The following is a 20858-nucleotide window of genomic DNA, read 5'->3' on the forward strand; positions in this document are numbered from 1 at the left end:
GCGCTTGGGGAGAATGTGTTTGACGGGTTTATAGTTGACTGGCTACTGGAGACGGGCACGGCCGAAGCGATTATCCAGTCGATCCGGCAGTCGCGCCACGGCGACGCGCCCATTTTGTTGCTCACGGGTAAGCTGGTGACAGGCGAGGCGAACGAGGATGAGGTGGCGCGGGTGATCCAGCAATACGACGTGAAACCCTTTGAAAAGCCGGCGCGACTGAACTGGGTGGCTGTGGAACTGGCGCGCCGGCTCAAGGCGGGGGGGCATCTGGCTAAGGCCGCGGGGTGTGATGCAGATAGATGACGCCCTGCCATACCAATTCGCCGACGTGATGATCGCCGAGCGTGCCACGACGTTGATCCAGCATGAGTGGGGACCATCCATAACAAACGAGTCGCTGCGCTGCAAACAGTGCCGGGGGAAAACCGCTTGCCGTGCAACACGGTAGGCGGCAGCGACGCCGCGCCTGCGTGGCTGTATCGTGCGTTGCTGCTGCAACAGCGGTGTGGCACATCGCGGCGATGCAATGGGGAGGCACCCATTTCGAGCTTCATGTACCACTAGGGTAAATGCTAGTTGTTACTGGGGAGGTGATTGTTTAATCTTCAAACCGTTCGACGCACCGCATTGCAGTGGAGAACGAGGAGACAAGTGGCGTAAAGCGCCCGAAAACGAAAGCGCTGTTGGATAAATGTCCAACAGCGCTTTTTATTTGCACCGTCGATTAATGTTTATTAGACAATTGCGTGATCGCCGATTGTATGTCAGCCACGATTCAAGAGGCCGTGTCACCCGGTGTGACTGTTGCGTGTGCCGGGCACGGTCACCATCATGATGACTGTTACGATCGTGCCCGGACTGCGCTTACCCTGCGCCGGCGGCCGCACCTGTCGTCACGATCGCGCTTGCCGCAGGCACGCTGCACCGCCGCACTCGCTATGCAAAATTACATAACCGGTCGATTGGGTATAGCGAGCCTGACGTGGACCAACCCGATTGTATGATGCGCGGCAGCTGTGCGGGCGAGACCGGTGTACGTCCGATCATTATGCACGATGCGGTATTAGCGCAACGGGCGTATGGAGAATCACGAAATGGAGGAGAGCGTGAGATCTGGTCGACTTAAAAGCGTGCACCGATTCGCCGTCTTTTCTGCGTCATCGCCGGACGGTGCAATGCATGCTCAACATGCCCATTCGCCTGCTGAGTGTCGGGGAAACTACCCGTGGCTTTTCCGAAACAATATTAATAATTTAAATAAGTGGCCAATCAACGGCATACACGCATACATACGGAACCGTGACTTCGCCGCTGCAGGCCTATGCGACTGCGTTTCTGGGCACCCGCTAGGGATCTCGCCATGGATCGGCCTGGTGGCCAGCGTCGTTATCACGGCGCTGGCCGCGCTGACGATCGGCGCCATCATGATGTGGCTGTCCGGGCACTTCCTGCCGCTGGGTACGATTGTTTGGAGCCTTTCTCTGTTCTTCCTGCTCGGCAATATGGAATTGCTGGTCAAGTACGACGGGATCAACGGCATCCCGGCGCTCGAGTTGTTCGGCTGGATATTGGATAGTGACCGCAGCATCTACTACTTGATTTGGATGGTGGTGCTGGCCACGGTCGTGTCGGTGCAAAACCTGCTGAACAGCCGGCCCGGACGTGCAATCCGTGCGTTGCGCGGCGGGGGGGCGCTGGCTGAAGCGATGGGCGTAAACACGACATAGATGAAGATCGTGATTTCGTGTATGCAGCGGTGCTGGCCTCGATTTCGGGCTTCCTGTACACGGCATTTGCAGCGTACCGTCAATCCGACGCCCTTCGGCCTGAACCATGGAATCGAGTTTCTGTTCGTGGCTGTCGTCGGCGGCATTAAGCATGTATGGGGTGCTGTGCTTGGCGCGGTGATCCTGATGGTGCTGCAGGATTGGCTGCAGTCGCTGCTGCCCAAGCTGCTCGGCGAGAATGGTAACTTCTTCAAGGTCATCGTGTTCGGCGTGCTGATGGTGTTGCTGCTGCAATATGCGCGCAACGGCGTCTGGCCTATCATCGTGCGCTTTTTACCGCGAAGTCGCCGGGCGCAAGCGCCGCAGTCAGTCCAGCCGCCGCTGCCGCAACGTGCAAAGCCAACGGCCGGCGAACTGCGGCCTACGCGCGGCGAGATCGCGTTCCGCGGGCAATGCATCGATCGACTCCGTTCGCACGATATCGTCAAGCGGGGCATCGGTCGTACGTTCCACGTGAAATTGCCGTCAACCATGACAGTGGCTCGAAATTGTCACGATTGGCGACCATCTACATGGAACGACTGGCGTATGGCGCAGTATCACGGGAGCTGAACGGCGCGGAGGAGACGTGCCTGCTGGGTGAGGCGGCAATGCAGATCAAGCGCGTGGGGCTGAAGAAGCAGATGTATGACGAAGCTGGCAGCCTCGCCCTGGCCAACGACGGATTCTGAAAATTGCCCGCGCGTTGTGCTATGACCCAACGCTGCTGCTGGACGAGCCGGCAGCCGGGCTGCGATATTAGAAAAAACAGCAGTTTGCCGAGTTGTTGCGTCGCCTCAATACTGAAGGCGTGAGCGTGTTACTGGTCGAGCGCGGCATGGATTTCGTGATGAATTTGATCGACCATTTGGTCAGCATGGAATTCGGGGCGAAGATCGCGGTGGGATTGCCCAACGAAGTGCAAGCAGACCCCGTAGTGCTCGACGTGTATTTGGGGGATAGAGTCTGAAGGCCACCGGTAACAATCTGGATAAAACCATCCTCGACGTGTCGCACTTGGGCGTGCGCTATGGCAAGATCGACGCGCTGCGCGATGCGCACATCAAGGTGGGCGCGGGGCAGAACGTGACGGTCATCGGGCGGACGGCGCGGGCAAGTTCACTTTGCTCAACGCTCTTATGGGATCGTTGCCAAGCACGGGCCACGCTCAGGGCTCGATCCGCTATCTGGGCGAAGACGTCAACGGCATCGAGGTGGAGCGCCGCGTCGCGCGTAGCATGTGTTTAGTGCTTGTGCCTATCGACGCAAGCGTGCCGGAGAACGCCACTACCTGAATCAGACCGAGCCGGTTTTCAGCTTGTTCTTCCGGCTCAAGGAGCGGCGCAAGCAAGCCGCGGGCACGCTGTCCGGCTGGGAGCGATAAATGTTGGCAGTGAGCCGCGCGTTGATGGGCAAGCCCGATCTGTTGATGCTCGACGGGCCCTGGGATTGGCGCCGCTGATCACGAAGGAGTCTTGCATATCATCGCGAACCTGCGCAGGACCGGCGTAGCGACGTTGTTGATTGAGCAGAACGCGCGCGCCGCGTTGCAAACGTCCGATTCGGCTATGTGATAGAGACTGGCGACTTGGTGCGGGATGGCCCGGCGGCATCGCTTATGTTGAATCCTCGCGTGATTGCGACCTACTTGGACCTTGCCAAGAAGACCGCAGCGTAGCGTTTCTTCGCGACCGGCCTTGCGGCTAGGGCCGGCGAGGCGAGGACGCCGAGAAGGGGGGCCGGGCTAACAAGGCCGCTGGGGTCATCCGGTGGCTTTGTCGTTTTCGGCGCAAATCCTCGGGGCGCAATGCCGTGGGCATCAAGTCAGCGCCGCTTCGTCCAGTATGAGGCGATGATTCCGCAGTTGTTTCACGTGAAACACGACGCTTTTTTCACGCATAGGTCGTGCGGGTTAATTCACCAGCGTGGCTGAGCCGCTATAATTCGCTGGTTCCCTTATCTCTTTTGCAGGGGCGCGCACGGTTGCTCGGCGCGTCATCATCATGCTTTACCCCACCGAATTTGATGTCATCGTGGTTGGCGGCGGACATGCCGGCACCGAAGCCGCGCTTGCTTCCGCCCGGATGGGCGCGAAGACGTTGCTGCTGACCCATAACATCGAGACGCTTGGCCAGATGAGTTGCAATCCCTCGATTGGGGGCATTGGTAAAGGACACCTGGTCAAGGAGGTCGATGCTTTGGGTGGGGCAATGGCGGCTGCCACCGATGAAGCCGGAATCCAATTTCGTATTCTCAATTCGTCCAAAGGCCCCGCCGTTCGAGCGACTCGCGCACAAGCCGACCGTATCTTGTACAAGGCGGCGATTCGACGCCGTTTGGAAAACCAACCGAACCTGTGGTTGTTCCAGCAATCCGTTGACGACTTGATCATCGAAGGCGACTGTGTAGCAGGCGCTGTCACGCAGGTCGGCATTCGCTTCCGTTCTCGTGCGGTTGTCTTGACCACAGGCACGTTCCTGGACGGCAAAATCCATGTCGGCCTGAACAACTATACGGGCGGTCGCGCCGGCGATCCGGCCGCGGTGTCGCTGTCAGCGCGCCTGAAGGAACTGAAGCTACCACAGGGACGATTGAAGACCGGCACACCGCCCCGGATCGATGGCCGATCCATCGATTTCTCGAAGCTGGAAGAGCAGCCGGGTGATTTGGATCCAATCCCGGTATTCTCGTTTCTGGGTCGCGTCGATCAGCACCCGCGGCAAGTGCCGTGCTGGGTGACGCATACGAACGCGCGGACGCACGAGATCATCCGTAGTGGTCTGGATCGCTCACCGATGTACACCGGCGTGATCGAAGGCGTAGGCCCCCGCTATTGCCCCTCGATCGAGGACAAGATTCATCGATTCACCACCAAGGACTCCCATCAGATCTTTTTGGAGCCGGAAGGGTTGACGACGAACGAGTTCTATCCGAATGGTGTCTCGACCAGCTTGCCGTTCGACGTGCAACTGAACCTGATTCGTTCGATGAAAGGTCTCGAGCACGCTCATATCCTGCGACCGGGCTATGCAATCGAATATGATTATTTCGATCCACGGGCACTGAAGGCATCGCTGGAGACGAAGGCGATCACAGGATTGTTCTTTGCCGGACAAATCAACGGAACGACCGGGTATGAAGAAGCCGCTGCTCAGGGGCTACTGGCGGGCATCAATGCGGGGCGCTTTGTGCAACAGCGCGATGCATGGGTGCCCCGTCGCGACCAGGCGTACTTGGGTGTGCTCGTCGACGATCTTGTGACGCGGGGCGTCTCTGAGCCTTACCGCATGTTCACCAGCCGGGCTGAATACCGGTTGAGCCTGCGCGAAGACAACGCCGATATGCGGCTGACGGAGGTCGGCCGGGAATTGGGTGTCGTCGACGATGCGCGGTGGGAGGCATTCTCGCGTAAACGCGATGCTGTTTCACGTGAAACAGCCCGTTTGAAGTCGATATGGGTCAATCCTAAGACGTTGCCACAGGAGGATGCGATTGCGTTGCTGGGCAAGCCGATCGACCATGAATACAGCCTGGCGGATTTGTTGCGTCGTCCTGGAGTGGGCTATGACGGCTTGATGGCACTGCAGGCCAGCCGCTATGCGCCACCCGACGTATTGGTCGATGATCCGGGGCTACTCGAGCAGGTCAAGTACCAGATCGAGATCGGGATCAAGTATCAAGGCTATATCGAGCGACAAGCAGGCGAAATCGAGCGAAACGAAGCGCATGAGAACACCCGGCTGCCGGCGGACTTGGATTACGCGCAGGTCCGCGGGTTGTCGTTCGAGGTCCGCCAAAAGCTGAATCATCATCGTCCTGAAACCATTGGCCAAGCCTCACGGATTTCCGGCGTGACACCCGCGGCCATTTCGCTGTTGATGGTTCATCTGAAGAAAGGCCTGGGTCGCTCGACACCGAAAAAAAGCGCGGTGGCGGCGAATACCACTCTCACTGAATCGGAAGCCGTCGATGCCACAACGGGCGCTTCCTCCACTCGGTCTACTGCGCAATGATACGTACCGGGAATGGAGCAGTTCGAAACACGCCCGAAGACTTCGCGGCGCAACGGCCCGAGCTTGAGCGATTGTTGCGTGGCGGTGCCACTGAGCTGGGCGTTCCGCTGTCGGAAGGGCAGATCGGCGGATTGTTGGACTATGTCGGCTTGCTGGCGAAATGGAATGCGGTCTACAACCTGACGGCGATTCGCGAACCGCGCCAAATGGTGATCCAGCACCTGCTCGATTCGCTGGCGATCGTGCCGCATATCGCGTCCCGTTCGCCAGCGTCATTGCTCGATGTCGGTTCGGGCGGTGGTCTGCCAGGGATCGTGATCGCGCTCGCTATGCCGTTCTGCGACGTAGTGACCAACGATATCGTGCACAAGAAAACCGCATTTCAGCAGCAAGCCAAGGGATGCTTGCGCTTGCCGAACCTGTCTATCGTGACCGGCCACGTGCAGACGTTGCGTGCCGAGACTGACGTACCGGGTCGATTCAATGCGATCGTATCGCGCGCGTTTGCGGAGCTGGCCGATTTTGTTACGCTCGCTCGGCATTTGGTCACGCCAGGCGGCGCGTTGTGGGCCATGAAGGGCGTTCGTCCGGATGAGGAGATCGCCCGGTTGCCGGCTGGCGCGACAGTGCGCCAGGTCATTCATCTGACTGTTCCGTCGCTCGATGCCGAGCGTCATCTTGTTGAAATAGCCGTGGAGCCTGAATGAGCGATGCTGACAACACCCTGGCCGAGTCGCGCGTGGTGAACGCGACCAGTCCCGCAGGCCAGCAAGCCGTGGCCAAAATCTTTTGTATCGCGAACCAGAAGGGCGGCGTTGGCAAGACCACGACGTCGGTTAACCTTGCCGCGAGCCTGGTGATGCAGGGACAGCGCGTGTTGCTGATCGATCTCGATCCACAAGGCAACGCGACGATGGGCAGTGGCGTGGACAAGGCCAATTGCGATAACACTGTCTATGAGGTATTGGTCGACGGCGTGGCGATCGCCGATGCCTGCACCCGCGCGCCGACGTCGGGATACGACGTGTTACCGGCGAATCGTGAGCTTGCGGGCGCCGAAGTCGAACTCGTGAGCGCGCCGCAACGCGAGCGACGGCTCAAGGACGCGCTAGCTAAGGTTGCCGATGCTTACGACTTCGTGCTGATCGACTGCCCGCCGGCATTATCGTTGCTGACCCTGAATGGTTTATGCGCGGCACATGGTGTGATCATCCCGATGCAGTGCGAGTACTTCGCGCTCGAGGGATTGTCCGACCTGGTCAATACCATCAAGCAGATTCACGCGAACCTGAATCGCGAGTTGACCGTGATCGGCCTGTTGCGGGTCATGTTCGATCCACGAATCACGCTGCAACAGCAGGTATCAGATCAATTGAAGCAGCATTTTGGCGACAAGGTATTCAATGCGGTGATTCCCCGCAATGTCCGGTTGGCCGAAGCGCCTAGCTATGGGATGCCGGGCATCGTATTCGATGGTGCGTCACGGGGCGCCCAGGCATACCTGCAATTCGGTGCAGAAATGATTGAGCGCGTGCGTGCGCTATAGGGCTTGTTTGCGCATGGACAGGTCGGGTGAAACAGGCGTCGCGGCGGAGCCGCGTCGTGAGGGACGATGATGAACGCAGCAGCAGTCAAGAAGAAGGGATTGGGTCGGGGCCTCGATGCACTGCTCGGGGGCAGTGCCGACATTACCGAGGCCGTCAAGCAGCAGGGCTTGCCGAGCGTGCTGCCGCTGGACCGGCTGCAACCCGGCAAATACCAGCCGCGCACGCGGATGGACGAAGGTGCATTACAGGAGCTTGCTGCGAGCATCCGCGCGCAGGGGTTGATGCAGCCAATTCTGGTGCGACCGGTGGCGGCGCAGCGCTATGAGATCATTGCCGGGGAGCGGCGCTTTCGCGCGGCACGGCTCGCCGGCCTCGACGAGGTGCCGGTGCTGGTCAAGCAGGTCGCGGACGAAGCGGCGGCCGCGATGGCGCTGATCGAGAATATTCAGCGCGAGGATCTCAATCCGCTCGAGGAGGCGCAGGGCATCCAGCGACTGCTCGACGAATTCAAGTTCACGCACGAGCAAGCAGCCGAGTCGCTCGGACGCTCGCGTAGCGCGGTGTCGAACCTGCTGCGATTGCTCAATCTGGCACAGCCGGTTCAGACCATGCTGCTGGCGGGCGATCTCGACATGGGACATGCCCGGGCACTGTTGGCAGTGGATGGTGCGACCCAGATCACGTTGGCGAACCAGGTGGTCAACCGCCGATTGTCGGTCCGTGAAACGGAGAAGCTAGTTGCGGCCACTGCCAAGGAGGCACCGCCATCGGCCAAGCGGGCGAGCCAGGAGCGCAGCCGTGACATCATGCGGCTCGAAGAGGAGGTGTCTGACCTGGTCGCGGCCACGGTCAGGATTAAGATGGGCCGACGTGGCCGTGGGCAGCTGACAATCGACTTTGGCAGCCTCGATGCATTGGATGGCATCCTGTTACGCCTGCGTCGCGACGCAACTGCGTGAAGCTGCCTCACCAGGAGTCGTCGCGCCTCGTGCAACGCGCGCAGCCCGACGCTGTGCCACGCGGCACGGGCGCCGCCTATCGCCGGATCCGTCGCGTTATCGTGGCAGTGCGTCGCGGGTTTGCTAAGGAGCCCATACTGGCGACGCTGGTCGCTGCGTTCGTACTATTGCAGTGCGTTTACCCGCAGCCCTGGCGCACCATGCCGGCCCAAGTCGACTGGCAAACCGTGATGACGCTGGCTGGTCTGCTGATGCTGACCAAAGCGGTCGAATATTCAGGATTTCTGACATGGGCGTCGCATCGCCTGGTGCGTCGTATCCATAGTGAACGGGGCCTCGCGTTGTGGCTGCTCGCCGCCGGCTTGTCAACGCTGCTCACCAATGACGTTGCGTTATTTGTGGTCGTTCCCTTGATGCTGTCGCTGCATGCGCTCGTGCCGCTGCCCGTCGGCCGCCTGGTGGTCCTCGTGGCTTTGGCGGTCAATGCCGGCTCCATCCTGACGCCGTTCGGCAACCCGCAGAACCTGTTCCTGTGGCAGCGCAGCGGCGAGTCGTTTCTCGCGTTTATCGTCGCGCTTGCGCCGCTGTGCGCCGCGCTGATGGCCGTGCTGGTGGCGTTGACGCTGGTGATCTGCCGCTCGCGGCCATTGGACCTGTCGCGTGATCCATTGCCGGGCACGCTTGATTGGCCGTTGTTTTGCGCCGCCGTGGCCTCGTTTGCCGGCTTCGTGGCGCTGGCCGACGCACATCACGCCGGAATCGGCCTTGCGTTGGTGGCACTGGGCTTGGGGGCGTGGCGGCGCGATATTGTGATGCGCATCGACTGGCTGTTACTGCTGATCTTCGTGCTGATGTTCGTCGTGCTGCGCAGTGCTGCGTCGCTGCCGATCGTGCACCGGCTGCTGGCGGGCGCCGATCTCACGCGGCCGGGGCCAGCCTACCTTGCCGGCGCACTGGTGTCGCAGCTCGTTAGCAATGTGCCGGCTGCGATCATGCTCGCCGAGTTCTCGCAGGATTGGCGCGCGCTCGCATTCGGCGTCAGCGTTGGCGGCTTTGGCATCGCGATCGGTTCGCTGGCGAACCTCATTGCGATGCGTCTGGTCGGCGCGCATGGCTGCTGGTGGCGCTTTCACGCGATTTCGCTGCCATTTTACGTGCTTGCGTTGCTGCTGGGCGGGGTATTGTTATAGCGCAGGCGTGCCCCATGACGCATGTCCGCGTTAGCGTGCAGTAAGGAAAAACCTGCGGCAAACGATGCTGCGCATCGCTGCACGCCGGGCCGGATGCGCGCGTGCCGGCGGCAATAAAGCCTTGAATAGGCTGCAACAATCGCTTACAATCGCCCGGATTTATCAGCTTGCCTACCCCGAAAGGCGCGCGTAAGCGTGGTGGGGCTGCAAAGGATTTGTGATGACGACCGGCGTACCGGAAAACGAGCGTGATCCGGCCGTTGCGTCGGGTTCGGCGCCATCGCCTTGCAAGCCATCAAACCGGCCCGCCACTGCGCGCAACGATTGGGACGACGAGCTGGAAGATAACGACATCGTTCCGCTCACCCGGGGCGAAGCCGAACGTATGTTCGGGCCGCAGGTGAGCCGTCCATCGCGTGTCACGCCGACGAAGGTCGTGGCAGCGCAAATGGTTGTATCCCTGGCAGCGGCGCTCGCGTGGTGGCTGTTTTCAAAGTCGCCGGGTCATGCTGCGCTGTCCGCGGTGTTGGGCGGGGCGATATGCTGGGTGCCGAGTGCGTTGTTCGCGGCACGCCTGAGGAGGAAGGGCAGCACCGAGAGCATTCTTGCCTGGGTGCTGGGCGAGGCGGTCAAGATCGCATCGACAGTCGCGATGTTTGTTGCGACCGCAATGCTGTATCGGAACGTCCACTGGCTGGCGCTGCTTGTCACCTACCTCATTGCGCTGAAAACGTACTGGCTCGCGCTGGCATGGCGCTGAGCGGTGCGGTACCCGACGAAGCAGGTTTTCGATTTATTGGATTGACACGTCATGGCCGCTAGCGCAGGAACGCATCTGGATCCGTCCGAGTATATCCAGCACCACTTACAGAATTTCGCGACGAAGCACCAGACTTCGATTGTTGACTTTTCGATCATCAACCTCGACACGTTGTTCTGGTCGATTGCGATGGGGCTTGTCACGATCGTGATACTGGCGATTGCTGCGCGCGCCGCGACACCAGGTGTTCCGGGCCGTTTCCAATGCGCAATCGAAATGCTGGTCGAAATGGTCGAGGACCAGTCCAAGGCAATCGTCCATGGCAATCGCCGCTTTATCGCCCCGCTGGCGCTGACCGTGTTCGTCTGGGTTGCGTTGATGAATTCGCTGGACTTTGTTCCAGTCGACCTGCCGGGCCGCATCATCGAATGGATCGGCCTGTCGAACACGGTTTCACATCATCGGCTCGTGCCGACCGCCGACTTGAACGGCACGCTGGGTATCGCGCTCGGCGTGCTCGTGCTGATGTTGTATTACAACGTGAAGATCAAGGGGCCTGGCGGCTTTGTACGTGAGCTAGTGTCGGCGCCATTCGGCTCGAACCCGTTGCTTTGGTTGCCGAACCTGTTGCTTAACCTCATCGAGTTTCTCGCGAAGACCGTTTCGCTCGGCATGCGGTTGTTCGGCAACATGTACGCAGGCGAACTGCTGTTCCTGCTGATCGCGCTGCTAGGCAGTATCTGGAGCTTTGGTGCGGACACCACGGTGTTCGGCTTTGTCGGTCACGTGCTCGCTGGCAGCATCTGGGCGATCTTCCACATCCTGATCGTGCTGTTACAAGCCTTCATTTTCATGATGCTGACGCTGGTTTACCTCGGCCAGGCACATGACGCTCACTAAAGCGCCCCCGGCCTAACAAGTTCAGATTTTCAGTTCTCAAGTCTTTTAAAAAAGGAGTGATCATGCAAGCTTTCATCGCCAACATCCAAGGTCTGACCGCTATCGGTATCGGCATCATCATCGGCCTGGGTGCGATCGGTGCCTGCCTCGGTATCGCGTTGATGGGTGGCAAGTACATCGAAGCGTGCGCGCGCCAGCCGGAATTGATGAACCCGCTGCAGACCAAAATGTTCCTGCTTGCAGGTCTGATCGACGCGGCGTTCCTGATCGGTGTCGGTGTGGCCATGCTGTTTGCGTTTGCGAACCCACTGCTGTCCAAGCTCGCTGGCTAAGGTTTTCGGTTACCACGCGCCGCATGATGCGCGGCGTATTGAAGAAACGGGCGCGAGCTTCGCTAGATCCTGCGAACGCGCCCGCTTTCAATTCCGGCAAAGCTATCGTTAAGGAAACACCGTGAATCTGAACGCAACTTTGATTGCGCAAATGGTCGTGTTCCTGGTCCTCGCGTGGTTCACGATGAAGTTCGTGTGGCCACCGCTGATCAGCGCGCTCGACGAACGTGCGAAGAAGATCGCCGATGGGCTGGCCGCCGCCGACAAGGGCAAGACGGAACTTGAGGCAGCACACAAGCGGATCGACCAGGAATTGGTGAACGCGCGCAATGAAGGGCAGCAGCGCATCGCGGAGGCGGAAAAGCGCGCGCAGCTCGTGGCCGACGAGATCAAGCGCAACGCACAGGCTGAAGCGGCGCGGATCATCGCGCAAGCGAAGGCCGAAGCCGAGCAACAAGTGGTCAAGGTCCGCGACGCGTTGCGCGGCGATGTTGCCGCATTGGCGGTCAAGGGTGCTGAGCAGATCTTGAAGCGCGAAATCGACCAGAACGCGCACGCCGAACTGCTGAACCAACTGAAAGCCGAGCTCTGATCATGGCCGAACTAGCAACCATCGCCCGTCCGTACGCCGAGGCGCTGTTTGGCGTAGCGTCGACCGATCGAGCCGCCGATCTGGCCGCCTGGTCTGCACTGGTGCAGGAGTTGGCGCAGGTTGCGCGTCTTCCCGAGGTGCTTTCGATTGTGTCGAGCCCGAAGGTGGGCCGCCAGCAAGTCGTCGACGTGCTACTTGCCGCGCTGAAGTCGCCGGCAAAGGACTCGTCTGCCGCGAAGAACTTTGTGCAGATGCTGGTGGAAAACCACCGGGTTCAGTTGCTGCCCGAAATCGCTGCCCAGTTCGATGCATTGAAGAATGCACACGAAGGTGCGGCCGACGTGACCATCGAGAGTGCGTTTGCGCTGGACGGGCAGTCGCTTGCCGATCTGGTCGCGGCGCTTGAGCGCAAGTTCCAGCGCAAGCTGAAGCCGGCGGTAAAGCTCGAGCCTGCACTAATTGGCGGCGTGCGGGTGACGGTCGGTGACGAAGTGCTCGATACCTCGGTCCGCGCGCGGCTCGCGGCGATGCAAACGGCGTTGACCGCATAACCGAATTGCGATCCGCCAGCGTCAAGCCAACGCGACGCGCAACAGAATTGAACATCAGGAGCGATTATGCAACTCAACCCCTCTGAAATCAGCGAGCTGATCAAGAGCCGGATCCAGGGACTGGAGGCCGACGCTGACGTCCGCAATCAGGGAACTGTGGTCTCCGTGACCGACGGTATCGTCCGCATCCACGGTCTGTCGGACGTGATGCAAGGCGAAATGCTGGAGTTTCCGGGCAACACGTTCGGCTTGGCGCTGAATCTGGAGCGCGACTCGGTCGGCGCGGTGATTCTCGGTGAATTCGAACACATCTCCGAAGGCGACACGGTCAAGACGACGGGCCGCATCCTTGAGGTGCCGGTCGGTCCGGAACTGATTGGCCGCGTCGTCGACGCGCTGGGCAACCCAATCGATGGCAAGGGTCCGATCAACGCGAAGACCACCGATGCGATCGAAAAGATTGCGCCGGGTGTGATCTGGCGTAAATCGGTGTCCGAGCCGGTGCAGACCGGTCTGAAGTCGATCGATTCGATGGTGCCGATCGGCCGTGGCCAGCGCGAGCTGATCATCGGCGACCGCCAGACCGGCAAGACTGCCGTGGCCGTTGACGCGATCATCAACCAGAAGGGCAAGAACCTGACGTGTATCTACGTCGCGATCGGCCAGAAGGCGTCGTCGATCATGAACGTCGTGCGCAAGCTCGAAGAGCATGGCGCAATGGACTACACAATCGTCGTGGCCGCCTCGGCATCTGATTCTGCCGCGATGCAATTTATCGCGCCGTACGCCGGCTGCACGATGGGCGAATACTTCCGCGATCGCGGCCAGGACGCGCTGATCATCTATGACGACTTGACCAAGCAAGCGTGGGCGTACCGCCAGATCTCGCTGCTGCTGCGTCGTCCGCCAGGCCGCGAGGCGTATCCTGGCGACGTGTTCTATCTGCACTCGCGTCTGCTCGAGCGGGCAGCCCGTGTGTCCGAAGAATATGTCGAGAAGTTGACGAACGGCGAAGTGAAGGGCAAGAGCGGCTCACTGACTGCGCTGCCGGTGATTGAGACGCAGGCCGGTGACGTGACTGCGTTCGTGCCGACCAACGTCATCTCGATTACCGATGGTCAGATCTTCCTGGAAACCGATTTGTTCAACGCCGGTATCCGTCCCGCGATCAACGCCGGTATCTCGGTGTCGCGGGTCGGTGGCGCGGCGCAGACGAAGGTGATCAAGAAGCTGTCCGGCGGCATCCGTACCGACTTGGCGCAGTATCGCGAACTTGCGGCGTTTGCGCAATTTGCGTCGGACCTGGACGAAGCGACCCGCAAGCAGCTCGAGCGTGGCCGTCGCGTCACGGAACTGCTCAAGCAGCCGCAGTATCAGCCGCTGCAGGTTTGGGAACTGGCGGTCGCGCTGTTCGCCGCGAACAACGGCTACCTGGACGACCTGGAAGTGAAGCACGTGCTGCCGTTCGAAAAGGGCCTGGGCGAGTTCCTGAAGACTAGCCATGCCGCGCTGATCAAGCGTATCGAAGACAACAAGGACTTGGCGAAGGACGATGAGGCTGCGCTGCATGCGGCGATCAAGGACTTCAAGAAGTCCGGCGCTTACTGATCTCGGGAACGCGGACAGAATGCGGCCTGCATCGTGCGCTGTCACGACGGGCCGCGCCGCTTCGGACAAGGAGTAAGCAATGGCTGGCATGAAGGAAATCCGCGGCAAGATCAAGAGCGTGCAGAACACGCGCAAGATCACCAAGGCGATGGAAATGGTGGCCGCGTCGAAGATGCGACGCGCGCAGGAACGCATGCGGGCGGCCCGTCCGTACGCCGACAAGGTTCGCGATATTGCCGCGCATATGAGCGAGGCGAATCCGGAGTATCGTCACCCGTTCATGGTGAAGAACGCCGGCGCGAAGACGGCGGGCGTCATCGTGGTGACCACCGACAAGGGCTTGTGCGGCGGCATGAACACGAACGTGCTGCGTGCGCTGGTGCAGAAGTTTAAGGACCTCGACGCACAGGGCATCAAGACTGAGTCGAGCGCAATCGGCGGCAAGGGCCTCGCCTTTTTAAACCGTTTTGGCGGCAAGGTCGTGTCGCAGGTCACGCATCTGGGCGATACCCCGCACTTGGAGAAGTTGATCGGTGCGATCAAGGTCCAGCTCGACCGGTATTCGCAAGGCGAGTTGTCGGCGGTGTACCTGGCTTACACACGTTTCGTCAATACGATGAAGCAGGAGCCGGTGATCGAGCAACTGTTGCCGTTGACCGACGAACGCTTCGAGAAGCGCGCGGATGAAGACCCGACGCCGAAGTCGTCGTGGGACTACATCTACGAGCCCGATGCGCAGGCGGTGGTTGATGACCTGCTGGTGCGCTATGTGGAAGCGCTGGTGTACCAAGCCGTGGCCGAGAACATGGCGTCCGAGCAATCGGCGCGGATGGTGGCGATGAAGGCGGCATCCGACAATGCGAAGACGGTGATCAACGACCTGCAGCTCGTCTACAACAAGAGCCGTCAGGCAGCGATCACGAAGGAACTGTCGGAGATCGTCGGCGGTGCGGCGGCGGTTTGAGCCCCGCGCGGACGAAGCCCGGAACCACGCGCCGCGCGCGGGGAAAGAATCAAGTATCTAAAGGAAATGCGATGAGTACTACTGCTTTGGTAGAAGGCAAGATCGTACAGTGCATCGGCGCCGTTATCGACGTGGAGTTCCCGCGCGAGCAGATGCCGAAGATCTACGACGCACTGATTCTGGAAGGCAGCGATTTGACGCTCGAAGTCCAGCAGCAACTCGGCGACGGCGTTGTGCGCACGATCTGCTTGGGATCGTCCGAAGGCTTGCGCCGTGGGCTGACGGTGAAGAACACGGGCAACCCGATCACCGTGCCGGTCGGCACGCCGACGCTCGGTCGGATCATGGACGTGCTCGGCCGGCCGATCGATGAAGCGGGCCCGATCTCGCACGAGAACACGCGTTCGATCCATCAGAAGGCACCGGCGTTTGACGAACTGTCGCCATCGACGGAGCTGCTTGAAACGGGCATCAAGGTGATCGACTTGATCTGCCCGTTTGCAAAGGGCGGGAAAGTGGGGTTGTTCGGCGGTGCCGGCGTGGGCAAGACCGTGAACATGATGGAGTTGATCAACAACATCGCGAAGGAGCACGGCGGTTACTCCGTGTTCGCCGGTGTCGGTGAGCGTACCCGCGAAGGGAACGACTTCTATCATGAAATGAAGGACTCGAACGTCCTGGATAAGGTCGCGCTGGTGTACGGCCAGATGAACGAGCCGCCGGGTAACCGCCTGCGCGTGGCGTTGACGGGCCTGACGATGGCCGAGCACTTCCGTGACGAAGGCCGCGACGTGCTGTTCTTCGTCGACAACATCTACCGGTTCACGCTGGCAGGTACAGAAGTGTCGGCGCTGTTGGGCCGGATGCCGTCCGCAGTGGGTTACCAGCCGACGCTCGCCGAGGAAATGGGCAAGCTGCAGGAGCGCATTACGTCGACGAAGACCGGCTCGATCACATCGGTGCAGGCCGTGTACGTTCCGGCGGATGACTTGACTGATCCGTCGCCGGCGACCACGTTCGGCCACTTGGATGCCACCGTCGTGTTGTCGCGTGACATCGCGTCGCTCGGTATCTACCCGGCGGTCGATCCGCTCGATTCGACGTCGCGCCAGATCGACCCGAACGTAATTGGCGAGGAGCACTACAAGATCACGCGCAACGTGCAGCAGACGCTGCAACGCTTCAAGGAACTGCGTGACATCATCGCGATTCTCGGGATGGACGAACTGTCGCCGGAAGACAAGCTTACGGTGGCTCGTGCGCGTAAGATCCAGCGCTTCCTGTCACAGCCGTTCCACGTGGCAGAAGTGTTCACGGGCTCGCCTGGCAAATACGTGCCGCTGAAGGAAACGATCCGCGGCTTCAAGATGATCGTCGATGGCGAGTGCGATCATCTGCCGGAGCAGGCGTTCTACATGGTGGGTACGATCGACGAAGCTTTCGAGAAGGCAAAGAAGATCTAATCGGTCGGGTGTTCGTATCGGGGAGGCGTCCTCTTGTTGAGGGCGCCGGGATAGTCAAAACTGACCGTTCTCACCCCAGCGATTCACGCTCAACCAGGAGTCGATATGGCAACCATCAAAGTAGATGTCGTCAGCGCCGAGGAAAGTATTTTCTCGGGACACGCGAGATTCGTCGCGCTGCCGGGCGAAGCGGGTGAGCTGGGCATCCTGCCCGGCCACACGCCACTCATCACGCGTATCCGCCCGGGCTCCGTGCGTATCGAGGACGAAAATGGCGACGAGCAGTTCGTGTTCGTTGCCGGCGGCATCCTCGAAGTGCAGCCCGGCGCGGTGACGGTGCTCGCGGACACCGCGATCCGTGGCGCGGAACTGGACGAGGCGAAGGCCGAGCAGGCGCGCAAGCGTGCCGAAGAGGCCTTGCAAAACACCGACTCGAACCTCGAGTACGCTACGGCACAAGCCGAGCTGGCCTATGCCACTGCTCAACTTGCGGCCATCGCGCAACTGCGTCGTCGTCGCGGACAGCATTGACCCGGACGTAGCTGCGGCAAGCGCGCGGCCGCGCCAGTCTGAACGGACCCACATCGAACGATGTGGGTTTTTTTTCGCCTTTTCGAGCGTTGCAGTTGCACCCGGGTTTCAATCGATGTCCAATGGGATATTGCACGGTCACAACCCGATTGAAAGTTTCCCAATACGTCAACGTTCCCCTGAACGAATCAGAGGATAAAACCGGAGACGATCATGGCCACTGCACTCGTCTTGCCGCCGGCGCAAATCGAGCCTAAGGACGGTTGGTCCTATGTTCGTGGCCGTACCGATGTCCCACTGTCCGGGGCGACGGTGGGCGAGTTCCTTGGGCAGACCGCGCAACGCTTCGCTGACCGTCTGGCCGTCGTGTTCCGGGAGCAGGGCGTGCGCTGGACATGGCGCGAATTCTCCCAGGAGGTCGACGTGTTGGCTGCCGGGTTGGCGTCGCTGGGCATTGGCAAGGGGGACCGAGTCGGCATTTGGTCGCCGAACCGCGTCGAATGGCTGGTTACGCAGTTTGCGACCGCGCGCATCGGCGCGATCCTCGTCAACATTAACCCCGCCTATCGGCTGGCCGAACTCGACTATGCATTGAACAAGGTTGGCTGCCGCGCGATTGTGGCCGCGGAGCAATTCAAGACGTCGCGGTATCTCGAAATGTTGCAGACGCTCGCACCGGAACTTGCGCAGCATGCGCCGGGGGAACTGCGGGCAGCGCGCCTGCCCGAGCTGCGCCACGTGATCAGGATGGGCACTGGCCAGACGCCGGGCATGCTGCGCTACGACGATCTGGTGCAGCAAGGACGCAGCCGCCTGGACATGGCGCAGCTCGCCGCGATAAGCGGCACGCTCGATGCGCATGACCCGATCAACATTCAGTTCACCAGCGGCACCACCGGCAACCCGAAGGGCGCTACGTTGACCCATCGCAATATCGTTAATAACGCGCGCTTCATTGCGATGTCGATGCGTCTGAGCGAGCAGGACCGGTTGTGTATCCCGGTGCCGCTGTATCACTGTTTCGGCATGGTGCTCGCGGTGCTCGCCTGTGTGTCCACCGGTGCCGCGATGGTATTCCCAGCGGAAGGGTTCGATCCGGCGGCCACGCTTGCCGCAGTGGCGCTCGAGCGATGCACGGCGCTGCACGGCGTGCCGACGATGTTTATTGCCGAGCTTGACCACCCCGATTTCGAGCAATATGACTTGAGCCAGCTGCGCACTGGCATCATGGCTGGCTCACCGTGTCCGATCGAAACGATGAAGCGGGTTGTCGCACGCATGCACCTGGGCGAAATCACGATTGCGTATGGGATGACAGAGACGAGCCCTGTGTCATTCCAGAGTTCGACGTCAGACCCGCTCGAAAAGCGCACCACGACAGTGGGCCGGATCCAGCCGCACCTGGAGGCGAAGATCATTGATGCGCTGGGCAATATCGTGCTGGTCGGGCAGACCGGTGAGCTTTGCACCAAAGGCTATTCGGTGATGCAGGGCTATTGGGACGACGACAAAAAGACGCGCGAGTCGATCATCGACGGCTGGATGCATACGGGCGACCTGGCGACCCTGGACGCTCAGGGGTACTGTAATATCGTAGGACGGCTCAAGGACATGGTGATTCGTGGCGGCGAGAACATCTATCCGCGGGAGATCGAGGAATTCTTGTTTCGATATCCGAAGATACAGTCGGTGCAGGTCTTCGGGGTGCCGGACGCGCAATATGGCGAGGAGTTGTGCGCCTGGATCGTGTTGCGGCCCGGCGAGACGGCGACCGAGCAGGACATCCGGGACTTTTGCCATGGCCAGATCGCTCACTATAAAATTCCGAAATACGTCCGATTCGTGTCGGACTTGCCGATGACGGTAACGGGCAAGGTGCAGAAATTCGTGATGCGCGCCAAGATGATCGACGAGTTGAAGCTATCGTCGGAGAAGACCGCGTAGGCAGCCAGCGCGGGCAAAAAAAAGCGGGCTCAAAGCCCGCTAAAAACCACACGCTACGGGGTTAGCGCGAGGAGACCATGGGTGGCGTTGCGTTACCGCGTCTGACGCGGCTCCAACAAGGATGCCCCTGCGCAAGAGGGCTTCGGCAGTGCCGACCGGTCTTCACGCGTCGTATCCGCTCATACGACACATCAGACCACATCCGTGTTGGAGCCCATCGGAAGCATTCTGAGCGAAACCCGCCACGCGTGGGGTAACAAAGTGTTTCAGGTTGTAACGTCCTTCCGATTGTTATTTGCAAGTGGATTGTTTCCGTAATCCGACTGTCGCTGCGCGCGTCCGTTAAAATGGTGCTTTTCCCGGGCAGAGCGCACCGTGCCTCACAATCTCGCCAACGATACTTTCCTGCGCGCACTGCGGCGCGAACCGACTGAGTACACGCCGATCTGGTTGATGCGCCAGGCGGGCCGCTATTTGCCCGAGTACAACGCCACACGCGCCCGTGCGGGCAGTTTCCTCGGTTTGGCCAAGCAGCCTGACTACGCGACCGAGGTGACGCTACAGCCACTCGATCGCTACGCGCTCGATGCGGCCATCCTATTCTCGGACATTCTGACGATCCCCGATGCGATGGGGCTGGGGCTCGAATTCACGCCCGGCGAGGGGCCGCGCTTCGCGCGCCCGGTGCGCACCGAGGCCGACGTCGCCCGGCTTGCAGTGCCTGACATCGATGCGACGTTACGCTACGTGACCGATGCGCTTGCGCAGATCCGTCGCGCGTTGACCGGTGTCGACGGCCGCCAGCGCGTGCCGCTGATCGGCTTTTCTGGCTCGCCGTGGACGCTGGCGTGCTACATGGTCGAGGGCGGTGGCAGTGACGACTTCCGTACCGTGAAGTCGATGCTGTATGCCAGGCCCGATCTGATGCACCGGATCCTGGAGGTCAATGCGCGCGCGGTCGCCGATTATCTGAACGCACAGATCGATGCCGGCGCGCAAGCGGTGATGATCTTCGATACCTGGGGCGGCGTGCTGGCCGACCGCATTTACCAGTCGTTTTCACTGCAGTACATGTCCCGGGTCGTCGCGGCGCTCAAGCGCGAACATGACGGCGAGCACGTCCCCGTGATTGCCTTTACCAAGGGCGGCGGGCAGTGGCTTGAAGCCATTGCCGCGAGCGGCGTCGATGCGGTGGGCTTGGACTGGACCGTTGATCTGGCGCGGGCGCGGACGCGAGTGGGCGGCCAGGTTGCCTTGCAAGGCAATCTTGACCCGAACGTGTTGTTTGCCCCGCCCGAAGTGATTCGCGCGCAGGCCCGGCAAGTGCTGGACGCTTACGGCAATCACCCAGGGCACGTATTCAACCTCGGGCATGGCATCTCGCAATTCACGCCAGCGCAGGCGGTCACCGAACTGGTCGACGAAGTACACCAGTACAGCCGCGCGATGCGCGCCGGCGAATGACCGCCGGTCGTTGCGGCAATGCCATAGCGTGGGCTCTGGTCGTCTGGGGCCCAGACTCGCGCAAACTGCGGTAACCGCGACTTGTCAAGACCTGCCGACGGCCACTTATACACATTTTTTCGCCACCTTTGCTGCGCTGCGGATTTTGGTGTAGCACGGTAGCATCACGTGCAGCCTATTTGAATAAGTCATTGATTTGTAAGGAACTCAAATCGAGCCGACGCAATGCCCGATTTCGGCGAAAGGCGCGCCACTTGGTCGTTCCACGGGGGTG

The 20858-nt window shown here is 60.6% G+C and carries 16 protein-coding genes and 3 pseudogenes; all 19 read left to right on the top strand.

Annotated features, from left to right (window positions below; all coding sequences use genetic code 11):
- A pseudogene (locus B0O95_RS11185) lies at positions 1 to 303 on the top strand (two-component system response regulator); the annotation flags it as partial.
- Positions 304 to 1317: 1014 nt separating this feature from the next.
- Positions 1318 to 2736, top strand: a pseudogene (locus B0O95_RS11195) (branched-chain amino acid ABC transporter ATP-binding protein/permease); the annotation flags it as partial.
- 17 nt (positions 2737 to 2753) lie between these two features.
- A pseudogene (locus B0O95_RS11200) lies at positions 2754 to 3444 on the top strand (ABC transporter ATP-binding protein).
- A gap of 325 nt (positions 3445 to 3769) precedes the next feature.
- Positions 3770 to 5779: a tRNA uridine-5-carboxymethylaminomethyl(34) synthesis enzyme MnmG gene (mnmG, locus tag B0O95_RS11210; protein ID WP_104077976.1), complete on the top strand. Its 2010-nt coding sequence runs from the start codon at positions 3770 to 3772 to the stop codon at positions 5777 to 5779.
- Positions 5776 to 6486 (top strand): 16S rRNA (guanine(527)-N(7))-methyltransferase RsmG, encoded by a 711-nt coding sequence (gene rsmG / locus B0O95_RS11215; protein WP_104077977.1) that lies wholly within the window; start codon positions 5776 to 5778, stop codon positions 6484 to 6486. The genes mnmG and rsmG overlap by 4 nt, the downstream gene beginning before the upstream one ends.
- A 68-nt stretch (positions 6487 to 6554) precedes the next feature.
- Complete coding sequence (locus B0O95_RS11220; protein WP_076787542.1) at positions 6555 to 7325, top strand: ParA family protein; 771 nt, start codon at positions 6555 to 6557, stop codon at positions 7323 to 7325.
- A 69-nt stretch (positions 7326 to 7394) separates the two neighbouring features.
- On the top strand, positions 7395 to 8285 hold the full coding sequence (locus B0O95_RS11225) for a ParB/RepB/Spo0J family partition protein (RefSeq protein ID WP_104078050.1): 891 nt from the start codon (positions 7395 to 7397) through the stop codon (positions 8283 to 8285).
- Between the two features lie 86 nt (positions 8286 to 8371).
- Positions 8372 to 9475 carry an SLC13 family permease gene (locus tag B0O95_RS11230; RefSeq protein ID WP_199180500.1) on the top strand — a complete coding sequence of 368 codons (1104 nt, stop codon included), beginning with the start codon at positions 8372 to 8374 and terminating at the stop codon, positions 9473 to 9475.
- Positions 9476 to 9695: 220 nt separating this feature from the next.
- Positions 9696 to 10235, top strand: a complete 540-nt coding sequence (locus B0O95_RS11235; RefSeq protein WP_255779199.1) for an ATP synthase subunit I — start codon at positions 9696 to 9698, stop codon at positions 10233 to 10235.
- Positions 10236 to 10286: 51 nt separating this feature from the next.
- The gene (gene atpB / locus B0O95_RS11240; protein WP_104077980.1) at positions 10287 to 11135 is read left to right on the top strand and encodes a F0F1 ATP synthase subunit A; all 849 of its coding nucleotides are present in this window, start codon (positions 10287 to 10289) and stop codon (positions 11133 to 11135) included.
- A 62-nt stretch (positions 11136 to 11197) separates the two neighbouring features.
- Positions 11198 to 11467, top strand: a complete 270-nt coding sequence (gene atpE, locus B0O95_RS11245; protein ID WP_041752938.1) for a F0F1 ATP synthase subunit C — start codon at positions 11198 to 11200, stop codon at positions 11465 to 11467.
- 121 nt (positions 11468 to 11588) lie between these two features.
- Positions 11589 to 12059, top strand: a complete 471-nt coding sequence (locus B0O95_RS11250) for a F0F1 ATP synthase subunit B (RefSeq protein ID WP_104077981.1) — start codon at positions 11589 to 11591, stop codon at positions 12057 to 12059.
- 2 nt (positions 12060 to 12061) lie between these two features.
- Positions 12062 to 12610, top strand: coding sequence for a F0F1 ATP synthase subunit delta (locus tag B0O95_RS11255; protein ID WP_104077982.1), 549 nt, complete (start codon positions 12062 to 12064; stop codon positions 12608 to 12610).
- A gap of 66 nt (positions 12611 to 12676) precedes the next feature.
- On the top strand, positions 12677 to 14218 hold the full coding sequence (atpA, locus tag B0O95_RS11260; protein WP_104077983.1) for a F0F1 ATP synthase subunit alpha: 1542 nt from the start codon (positions 12677 to 12679) through the stop codon (positions 14216 to 14218).
- Positions 14219 to 14297: 79 nt separating this feature from the next.
- A complete protein-coding gene (gene atpG, locus B0O95_RS11265; RefSeq protein WP_104077984.1) occupies positions 14298 to 15182 on the top strand; it encodes a F0F1 ATP synthase subunit gamma in 885 nt (294 codons plus the stop codon).
- 71 nt (positions 15183 to 15253) lie between these two features.
- Positions 15254 to 16645: a F0F1 ATP synthase subunit beta gene (atpD, locus tag B0O95_RS11270; protein WP_104077985.1), complete on the top strand. Its 1392-nt coding sequence runs from the start codon at positions 15254 to 15256 to the stop codon at positions 16643 to 16645.
- A gap of 105 nt (positions 16646 to 16750) precedes the next feature.
- Positions 16751 to 17176 (top strand): F0F1 ATP synthase subunit epsilon, encoded by a 426-nt coding sequence (locus tag B0O95_RS11275; protein WP_041752940.1) that lies wholly within the window; start codon positions 16751 to 16753, stop codon positions 17174 to 17176.
- A 213-nt stretch (positions 17177 to 17389) separates the two neighbouring features.
- The gene (locus B0O95_RS11280; RefSeq protein ID WP_104077986.1) at positions 17390 to 19120 is read left to right on the top strand and encodes an AMP-binding protein; all 1731 of its coding nucleotides are present in this window, start codon (positions 17390 to 17392) and stop codon (positions 19118 to 19120) included.
- 375 nt (positions 19121 to 19495) lie between these two features.
- Positions 19496 to 20584, top strand: a complete 1089-nt coding sequence (gene hemE / locus B0O95_RS11285; RefSeq protein WP_104077987.1) for a uroporphyrinogen decarboxylase — start codon at positions 19496 to 19498, stop codon at positions 20582 to 20584.
- Positions 20585 to 20858 lie beyond the last annotated feature (274 nt).

Source organism: Mycetohabitans endofungorum (genome assembly GCF_002927045.1).
In the GTDB taxonomy this organism is placed as follows: Bacteria; Pseudomonadota; Gammaproteobacteria; order Burkholderiales; family Burkholderiaceae; genus Mycetohabitans; species Mycetohabitans endofungorum.

Excerpts from the sequence above, each read along its gene's own strand:
- mnmG (WP_104077976.1), top strand. The coding sequence starts at position 3,770 with ATGCTTTACCCCACCGAATTTGATGTCATCGTGGTTGGCGGCGGACAT.
- rsmG (WP_104077977.1), top strand. The coding sequence starts at position 5,776 with ATGATACGTACCGGGAATGGAGCAGTTCGAAACACGCCCGAAGACTTC.
- B0O95_RS11225 (WP_104078050.1), top strand. The coding sequence starts at position 7,395 with ATGAACGCAGCAGCAGTCAAGAAGAAGGGATTGGGTCGGGGCCTCGAT.
- B0O95_RS11235 (WP_255779199.1), top strand. The coding sequence starts at position 9,696 with ATGACGACCGGCGTACCGGAAAACGAGCGTGATCCGGCCGTTGCGTCG.
- atpB (WP_104077980.1), top strand. The coding sequence starts at position 10,287 with ATGGCCGCTAGCGCAGGAACGCATCTGGATCCGTCCGAGTATATCCAG.
- atpE (WP_041752938.1), top strand. The coding sequence starts at position 11,198 with ATGCAAGCTTTCATCGCCAACATCCAAGGTCTGACCGCTATCGGTATC.
- B0O95_RS11255 (WP_104077982.1), top strand. The coding sequence starts at position 12,062 with ATGGCCGAACTAGCAACCATCGCCCGTCCGTACGCCGAGGCGCTGTTT.
- atpA (WP_104077983.1), top strand. The coding sequence starts at position 12,677 with ATGCAACTCAACCCCTCTGAAATCAGCGAGCTGATCAAGAGCCGGATC.
- atpG (WP_104077984.1), top strand. The coding sequence starts at position 14,298 with ATGGCTGGCATGAAGGAAATCCGCGGCAAGATCAAGAGCGTGCAGAAC.
- atpD (WP_104077985.1), top strand. The coding sequence starts at position 15,254 with ATGAGTACTACTGCTTTGGTAGAAGGCAAGATCGTACAGTGCATCGGC.
- B0O95_RS11275 (WP_041752940.1), top strand. The coding sequence starts at position 16,751 with ATGGCAACCATCAAAGTAGATGTCGTCAGCGCCGAGGAAAGTATTTTC.
- B0O95_RS11280 (WP_104077986.1), top strand. The coding sequence starts at position 17,390 with ATGGCCACTGCACTCGTCTTGCCGCCGGCGCAAATCGAGCCTAAGGAC.